Source organism: Methylosinus sp. Sm6 (assembly GCF_019802345.1).
In the GTDB taxonomy this organism is placed as follows: Bacteria; Pseudomonadota; Alphaproteobacteria; order Rhizobiales; family Beijerinckiaceae; genus Methylosinus.
The window spans coordinates 1-7,789 of the sequence record NZ_JAINDZ010000060.1 but is presented as its reverse complement, the minus strand read 5'-3'; the positions used below and the strand labels follow the sequence as shown (position 1 = coordinate 7,789).

Here is a 7,789-nt window from a genome sequence, read left to right as displayed (position 1 = left end):
GGCCGGCTCCCGCGCATCGGCGAAACGGGCGACGACATCGTCATAGGCGGCGATCGCGGCTGCAGGATCGCCAGCTTTTCCGAAGGCGAGGCCCTTGCTGACCAGCGCCATCGCCACCGGCATCCTGAGGGCCGGCTCCCGCGCATCGGCGAAACGGGCGACGACATCGTCAAATGCGGTGATCGCGGCTGCATGATCGCCAGCTTCTCCGAGGGCGATGCCCCGAGTAATCAAGTCCTTTGCGACTTTCACCTTCGCCGCGATTTTTCCGTTTGGCGCATCCTCGCTATTCGACGGCTTCTCGGCTCCTCCGGCTCCATCGATTTCTTTGCTTACATATTCGCGGGACGCTCGTAGCGTAACCGTGGAGAATCTTTCGGCACCGTCCCTTGCGTCGAAAAGCAGCAAGGCCTCATTGAAAGCAAGGGCATAGTCGGGATGCCATTTGGCGATCGCCCCGCATGATCGCATGCGATCAGCGATCCCGACCAAATCCGATCGCGAATAGAAATTCGACAAGAACGCCACCAGCCAGCGCATTCTCTGCTTGGTGCGCCTCGTGCCGTGGCGCATGAGGTACCAGATGTTGAGAAATCGCTCGACCAGCTGATGGGCGTCATAGGCGCCGGACGTTGCGACCGACTCGACCAATCCGTCCTTCCTGAGCTTCGCCAGCAGCGGCGACAGTGTCGTCGCGACGACGCCGGTCGTCTTCGCCAGCTCTCGGGTGGTGATCGGGTCCCAGTGCAAGGCGATCGCATCGATCACCGCGCGCTGCTGCGGCGTCGGATATTCTTCGATCCGCGCCTTGTAATAGGGCGTGACCTGATCGAGCAAAATCTCCAGATCGGCCATGGCCATGTCAGATTCCGCGCTCTCGAGAAGCCGGTAGATCAGGGCGAGAACGCGAGGGTTTCCCCCAGTGAGAACATGCAGAGTCCTGAGGCGCCCCGGCTGCCGGGCCAGCACCTCCAGCACCGGCTTGCCATGCTCGCCGCGCCGCTCGCCGAGCGCCCGCATGCACTCTTCGGTTTCGATCTGGTCGAGCGGCTCCAGATGATACGGCTGGAAGAATTCGTAAAATGCGGCTTGGCGATCCGCGCTGTCCGTCAACGGCCGCGTCGCCGCGCCGATGACGAGCGGCCCATTTTTTTCCTGAAGGTGACGCCGCATCACCCATTTGTCCTGGTCGGACAGCGCATCGAAAATAAGGTCGAGATTATCGACGAGGAGGACGGCGCGCCGGTTCAAATTCGCCAGCTCCGATTCGAGTTGATCGGCGGGTCTATCATCCCCCGCCCAATTCTCTTTGAGAAGCGCGGCGTCGAGGCGGGCGGCGAGGTCTGTCCGACCGTCGGCCTCTGCCCATTCAGCGAGGGCTTCGCCGCAATTGCGCCAAAAGTCCCCCAGCTTGAGCACGTTATATTGCTCTTCACGAAACCGAAGCGGGATGAAGCGCTCGCTGAGGTCCGGCCGGTTCTTGATCTCGATGGCGAGCCGCCTGAGCAGCGAGGTCTTGCCCATGCCGCGCGGGCCGATGAGAATCTGGCAGCCGCCGGCAGCGCCGCGCCCGATCGTCTCGAGCCGGCGCACCAGGGTGTCGAGAACGCCGTGGCGCGCGACGAATTGAGCGACAAAATCGCTGTCGTCCAGCGTGTCCTGATTGTAGAGCGAAGGGCTTTTGGACAGGGTCATCCGGCCTGGTACTCCTGCCAATAGCGGCGGACGAGGCCTGATCGGAAGGCGTAGCGGTCGCCGTTTTTCGCGATCAATTGGTCGTTGACGAGCGCGTTGAGCACGTCTTTGATCTGACTTTGCGTCGCGCTGCCTTGCATCTGCGTGGTTTTCGCTAGAAGCGTATCCGCCGTTTCCCCGTCCGCCGTCATCGATAGCGCGTTGACGATCTGCTTCGCCATGGCGCGGCTCGCCTCGGGGAGATTTTTGTCGACATGTTCGTGCCAAACAGAGAAGTCGGATCGTCGATCCGGCCCCAGCAGTCTCTGGAAGGCTGCTTCGAAATCTGCTCGAGTGGCGATTGCGCACCGCCCGTCATTTCCGACGACGGACGGGCGTACTTCATTCGCGACCAGCTTGAGATAATAGGGCCCCAGCCAGCCCAGTTCTCGAAACATCCATTCGAAATCCTCGTCGCTGGCGTTGAAAAAGCATGTGATCTGCTGTTGGATTTGTGGATCTCGCAGAAACGAGCGCGCTTGCTCGCCGGTAAACGGCTCCAGCTTGAACTTCTCGAAATCGACAAAGGCGCCCTCGAGGCGGTACTGGCTGGCGATGATGTCGAGACCGATAGACCCCGTCAGCACCCAGCGGACATTCCTGTGGCGCTGCTGGAGCGCGCGCAGCCTATAGGCGAAGGCGTACGCCTCTTTTGGGCTCTCCGTCGCGAAGGCGTGGAAGAAATAAGCAATTTCGTCAATGATGATCGCTGTTTTCTGGGCGGATTCGTCAACCGAGGCAATCAGCGCCTCAGCGAATTCGATCGGATCGAGCTTGCCGAGAGCGTCGGCCAGTCGCTCGCTTCCCCAATTTCCACCAATCAGATTGGTGAATCGCTGACGAATATGTGTGATCAGAGCGTCGCTTTTCGGGATTTGAGCTTCGAGCCGCCTGCAAAGACCGTGGGCGAATTCGGATGGCGCGCCCATCCCTTCGACGTCCATCTCGATGACCCGCCATCCGCTCTCGCGGAGGTCGATCGCCAACTGATTTATCGTCCAAGTTTTCCCGATGCGGCGGGGCGCCAGCATGTGGATGCTGACCCCGGCTTCGAGCTTGCGTTTCAGCGCGTCGCGCTCCTGCTTCCGATTATGCATCTCGTCCTCGCAATTTATTCTGATCAGAATATATTCTGAAAAAAATAAATTGCAAGGAGCCGCCGACGTGTCGCGTCGAAGCGCGGCGACAGGTCGTCCCTGCGGCGAGGACGGGTCACGGCCTCCGCTGACGATGCTTCGGCGACACCTCCTTCTGCGCCTTCCCGGCGTGAGGCCCGATCGTCCCGCCGTCGCGGTCGCCCCCTGCCCTTGTCGCCCCGGCGCGCCCGGCCTATAGACCTCGCTCGCGGCGCAAAACCGATAACGGGCTTCGAAGATGGAAGAGCTGACCCCGATCCTCATTCCCGCCGCCGTCGGCTTCGCTCTCGGCGGGGGCGTCCTCGTTCTCGCGCGGCTTTCGGCGCGTTGGCCGCAGCTCGGCTCGCGGCGCGCGCTCGGCTATGCGCTCGTCGCCACGGCCGCGCTCTATGTCGGGCTCGCCTTCGCCTCGGACAATGTCAAGGCCTGGTTCGGCATAGAGATGACCGGCTTCGCCATTTTCGGCTCCTTCGGCCTGCTCGGCATCGTCGGCTCGCCCTGGTGGCTCGTCGCAGGCTTCGCCCTGCATCCGCTGTGGCATGTGCAATTCCATTATCTCGGCACCGGCGCCGTGTTCACCCCGGCCTGGTTCGCGCTCGGCCTCTCCGGCTTCGATGCGGCGATCGCGCTCTATGTCATCGTCGCGCTCCTCGCCGGCCTCGACGCCTCGCTGCAGCGCAAGGCGCCGGCGGCGAAGGCCGAGGCCGCGCTGACGCGCAACGAGCGCCGGCTCGCCAAAAAATCCCGCTGATCGCTCTCGTTCGAGGCCGCCATGAACGCTCCCGCCGATTTTTCTCTCCGTCACGATTGGACGCTGGAGGAGATCGTCGCCATCCACGATTCCCCGCTGCTCGAGCTCGTCGCGCGGGCGAGCGCCGAGCATCGCCGCGTCTTCGATCCCAATGAGGTGCAGAAGGCGGCGCTGCTCAGCATCAAGACGGGCGGCTGCCCGGAGGATTGCTCCTATTGCCCGCAATCGGCGCATCACCGCGAGGTCAAGCTCGACCGCGTCGAGCTGATGGAGGTGGACGATGTGCTCGGCGCGGCGCAGCGCGCGCGCGAAGCCGGGGCGGATCGGTTCTGCATGGGCGCGGCCTGGCGGCAGGCGCCGGAGGGCGCGCGCTTCGACGCGGTGCTCGACATGGTGCGCGGCGTGCGCGCGCTCGGCATGGAGGCCTGCGTCACGCTCGGCATGCTGAACGAGCGCCAGGCCGAGCGGCTCGTCGAGGCGGGGCTCACCGCCTATAACCACAATCTCGACACCGGACCCGAGTTCTACGGCGAGATCATCACCACGCGAACCTATGAGGACCGGCTGGCGACGCTCGCCGCAGTGCGCCGCGCCGGGCTCGAAATGTGCTGCGGCGGCATCATCGGCATGGGCGAGAGCGTGCGCGACCGCGCCCATATGCTGCAGGTGCTGGCCTCCTTCGATCCGCATCCCGAGAGCGTGCCGATCAATGCGCTGGTCGCCGTGGAGGGCACGCCGCTCGACGGCCGCCCGCCGGTCGACCCGCTGGAGCTGGTGCGCATGATCGCGACGGCGCGCATCGTGATGCCGAAGTCGCGCGTGCGCCTCTCTGCCGGCCGCTCGGCGCTCTCGCGCGAGGCGCAGGTGCTGTGCCTCGTCGCCGGCGCCAATTCGATCTTCTACGGCGAGAAGCTGCTGACCACCGGCAATCCGGGGACGGACGCGGACACGGCGCTGTTCTCGGCCCTGGCCGCGCAGGGCGCGCAAGTTTAGATTATAGGGGCGCTCTCTTCTCCCGCGGAGCGGGAGAAGAGAGCGCCCGACGAAGTCGGGTCGGATGAGGGTCCTCGCCGCAGCAGCGCGCTGATGCGATTCGTCCGCTTCGAGAACCACAGGGACCCTCATCCGCCCCCGCTGCGCGGGGCCACCTTCTCCCACGAGTGGGAGAAGGGACGCGCGTCGAGAGTCCGCAAATGACGCAATTGTTTCGCGCTGTCGCCTGAAGCGCACATCACCAGAAGCTCTGCGGATCGACGTCGACCGCGACGCGCACGCCGCCGCGCTCCTTGGGCGCCGCCGCCAGCATGGCGCGCAAAAAGGCCTGCAGATCGGCGCTGCGCGGCGCCTTCACCAGCAGGCGGAAGCGATAGCGGCCGCGGATCAGCGCAATCGGCGCCTCGGCCGGGCCGAGCACGATGATCTCCCCCTCTTCCGGCAGTCCGCCCGCCGGCGCGACGCGGTAGCGCTCGGTCGCCGGCAGGCGATGCGCCGCCTGCGCCAGCGCGCGCGCATGGGCCTCGGCGGCGCCCGCGTCCTTGGCGGAGACGATCAGCGCCGCGAGCCGGCCGAAGGGCGGCAGGCCGGCGCGCTCGCGCAGCGCCGTCTCCTGCTCATAGAAGCGCTCGGCCTCGCCCGACAGCAGCGCGCGAATGACCGGATGGTCGGCCTGCCAGCTCTGGATCAGCGCCCGGCCCGGCCGGTCGCCGCGGCCGGCGCGGCCGGTCACCTGGGCGAGAAGCTGAAAGGTGCGCTCGGCGGCGCGCGGATCGGAGCTGCCGAGGCCGGAATCGGCGTCGATGACGCCGACCAGGGTCAGAAACGGAAAATTATGCCCCTTGGCGACGAGCTGCGTGCCGATCACGATATCGAAGGCCCCCGCCGCGATCTCGGCCAGCTCGCGGCGCAGCCGCTCCTGCCCCCCCGGAAAATCCGAGGACAATACCAGCACCCGCGCATCCGGGAATAAAATCGCCGCCTCCTCGGCGAGACGCTCCACGCCCGGCCCGCAGGCCGCGAGCGACTCCTCCGCCTCGCATTCGGGGCAGGATTGCGGGCGCCGCTCGACATGGCCGCAATGATGGCAGACGAGCGCGCGGCGGAAGCGGTGCTCGACCAGCCAGGCGTCGCAATTGGGACAGCGGAAGCGATGGCCGCAGCTGCGGCAGAGCGTCAAAGGCGCATAGCCGCGCCGATTGAGGAAGAACAGCACCTGCTCGCCGCGCAGGATCGTCTCGGCCGCCTCGGCGACGAGGCGCGGCGCGATCCAGCGCCCGCGCTCCGGCCCATTGGAGCGCATGTCGATCGCCTCTATGCGCGGCATGGCGCGGGCCCCGGCGCGGGCGGAGAGGCGCAGATGCGCGTAGCGCCCGCTCGCCGCATTGACGCGCGTCTCGATCGAGGGCGTCGCCGAGGCGAGCGCGATGGCCGCGCCCTCGAGCCGCGCGCGCACCACCGCCATGTCGCGGGCGTGGTAGGCGACGCCATCCTCCTGCTTGTAGGCCGCCTCATGCTCCTCGTCGACGACGATGAGCCGCAGATTCGAGAAGGGCAGGAACAGCGCCGAGCGCGCGCCGGCGACGACAGCAGCCTCGCCGAGCGCGACGCCGCGCCAGAGCCGCGCGCGCTTGCGCTCGGAAACGCCGGAATGCCATTCGGCCGGCTTTGCGCCGAAACGGGCCGCGAAGCGCTCGAGGAATTGCGCGGTGAGCGCGATCTCCGGCATCAAGACCAGCGCCTGTCCGCCGGCGCGCAGGGCCGCGGCGACGGCCTCGAAATAGACCTCGGTCTTGCCGGCGCCGGTGACGCCCTCGAGCAGGAACGGCCGATAGCCGCCCGCCGTCACCGCCGCGGCGAGCGCATCGGCGGCGGCGCGCTGCTCCGCCTCCAGCCGAAAGGGCGCGAAATCGGGGTCGAGCGGCGGCGCCGCCGGCTCGGGCGGCAGAGCGACGGCCTCCAGCGCGCCCGCGTCGACGAGCGCGTCGACGACGCCGGCCGTGCAGGCGGCGGCGCGGGCGAGCTCGCCCTTGGCGAAGACGAGCCCGCCCTCCGCCGCCGCGATCACCCGCGCCCGCGCGGGAGTCATGCGCTCGGGCGGCGGGCCGGCCAGGCGATAGCCGACGCGCGGCGTCTCCGGCGCCGCCTCCTCCACGGCGCGGGTGGCGAGGCGCAGCGCCATGCCGCGCGGCGCCAAAGTCCAGCGCGCCACCCAATCGACGAGCGCGCGCAGCTCCGCGCGCAAGGGCGGGCGGTCGAGCTTGGCGAGCACCGTCTTGAGGCCGGCGCGCTCGGCGCCGGGCTCGGCGAAGCGCCAGACGACGCCGAACGCCTTGCGCGTCGCCAGCGGGACCTCGACGCAATCGCCCGGCGCGAGGCGCAGGCGCGCCGGCGCCCGATAGGAATAGGCGATGTCGACGGCGACCGGCAGCAGCACCTCGACGATCCGCTCCTCTTCGCGCGGCTCCCGCTCGTCCAGCTCCCGCTCGTCCATGTCCGCCGCGCCGCTCATGCCCGCCGTGTTTAGTTTGAGCGAATTCTGATCGATCGAACGATTCCATTCGATCGGAAAGCGCTCTAGCGCGCTTTTCCGCGTCGCGGAAAGAGCACGGGAAGCCGCTCCCGCGCGGCGGGGACGGCGGGGCGAGAGAAAGGCCGGGACGCTGCGGCCGCCGTTTCGGCCGGTGCGCAAAAAATTGTCTCGGGGCCGAAGCGTCCCGACCGCTGTCCTGTCGCCGACATCCCGAGGCCGACCCGGACCCGCGAGTCCTGGGATTTCTCGATCAAGCCCGATCGAGCCCGGCGCCTGGGATCACGAACGGTTCTCGTTTCTCCCTTTGGAGAGGAGAAGAACGCCGTCCGGCGGCGTGCTACCTTATCCGAGGACGGGGGTCGCCATCCCGGGGAAGCCGCCCTCCGCCCGCGCTCCCCTGACCCGAGGGAGCGCCCCTTTGGTCGGCGGAAGCGGGAGGGTTATAGGAAAATTTTCCGATTTGGTCAAGAGGGCCGCACAGTGCGACCAGGGCGATCGGGTGAATGCAAGAAGGGACGTTTCACCCTCTGCTTCAGGGCTGAGGGAGTCACACATTTTCCAGGAAGCCGTCATGGCCGGGCTCGTCCCACGGCTGTCCGGCACAAAAATTGGTTGTACAAGCGCATGACATTGATTCTAATC

At 67.0% G+C, this 7,789-nt stretch carries 5 protein-coding genes; 2 read left to right on the top strand and 3 right to left on the bottom strand.

Going from position 1 to position 7,789, the window contains the following annotated elements; translation table 11 throughout:
• Both K3F48_RS22330 and K3F48_RS24640 read right to left on the bottom strand, forming a co-directional pair.
• Window positions 1-1,695: AAA family ATPase (locus K3F48_RS22330; protein ID WP_255609639.1), on the bottom strand; the 1,695-nt coding region annotated here is incomplete at its 3' end.
• Complete coding sequence (locus K3F48_RS24640) at window positions 1,692-2,831, bottom strand: AAA family ATPase (protein ID WP_255609638.1); 1,140 nt, start codon at window positions 2,829-2,831, stop codon at window positions 1,692-1,694. The genes K3F48_RS24640 and K3F48_RS22330, both read right to left, overlap by 4 nt.
• A 277-nt stretch (window positions 2,832-3,108) precedes the next feature.
• On the opposite strand from K3F48_RS24640, the gene K3F48_RS22325 reads away from it, so the two are divergent.
• Window positions 3,109-3,621 (top strand): hypothetical protein, encoded by a 513-nt coding sequence (locus tag K3F48_RS22325; protein ID WP_222577651.1) that lies wholly within the window; start codon window positions 3,109-3,111, stop codon window positions 3,619-3,621.
• A 21-nt stretch (window positions 3,622-3,642) separates the two neighbouring features.
• Complete coding sequence (gene bioB / locus K3F48_RS22320) at window positions 3,643-4,614, top strand: biotin synthase BioB (protein WP_222577650.1); 972 nt, start codon at window positions 3,643-3,645, stop codon at window positions 4,612-4,614.
• 238 nt (window positions 4,615-4,852) lie between these two features.
• Here the strand turns inward: bioB and K3F48_RS22315 are convergent, their stop codons facing one another.
• Window positions 4,853-7,126, bottom strand: a complete 2,274-nt coding sequence (locus tag K3F48_RS22315) for a primosomal protein N' (RefSeq protein ID WP_370631474.1) — start codon at window positions 7,124-7,126, stop codon at window positions 4,853-4,855.
• Window positions 7,127-7,789: the final 663 nt, after the last annotated feature.

Bases quoted from the DNA above. Each gene is read 5' to 3' on its own strand.
- K3F48_RS24640 (WP_255609638.1), bottom strand. From the start codon at position 2,831: ATGCATAATCGGAAGCAGGAGCGCGACGCGCTGAAACGCAAGCTCGAA.
- K3F48_RS22315 (WP_370631474.1), bottom strand. From the start codon at position 7,126: ATGAGCGGCGCGGCGGACATGGACGAGCGGGAGCTGGACGAGCGGGAG.
- K3F48_RS22325 (WP_222577651.1), top strand. From the start codon at position 3,109: ATGGAAGAGCTGACCCCGATCCTCATTCCCGCCGCCGTCGGCTTCGCT.
- bioB (WP_222577650.1), top strand. From the start codon at position 3,643: ATGAACGCTCCCGCCGATTTTTCTCTCCGTCACGATTGGACGCTGGAG.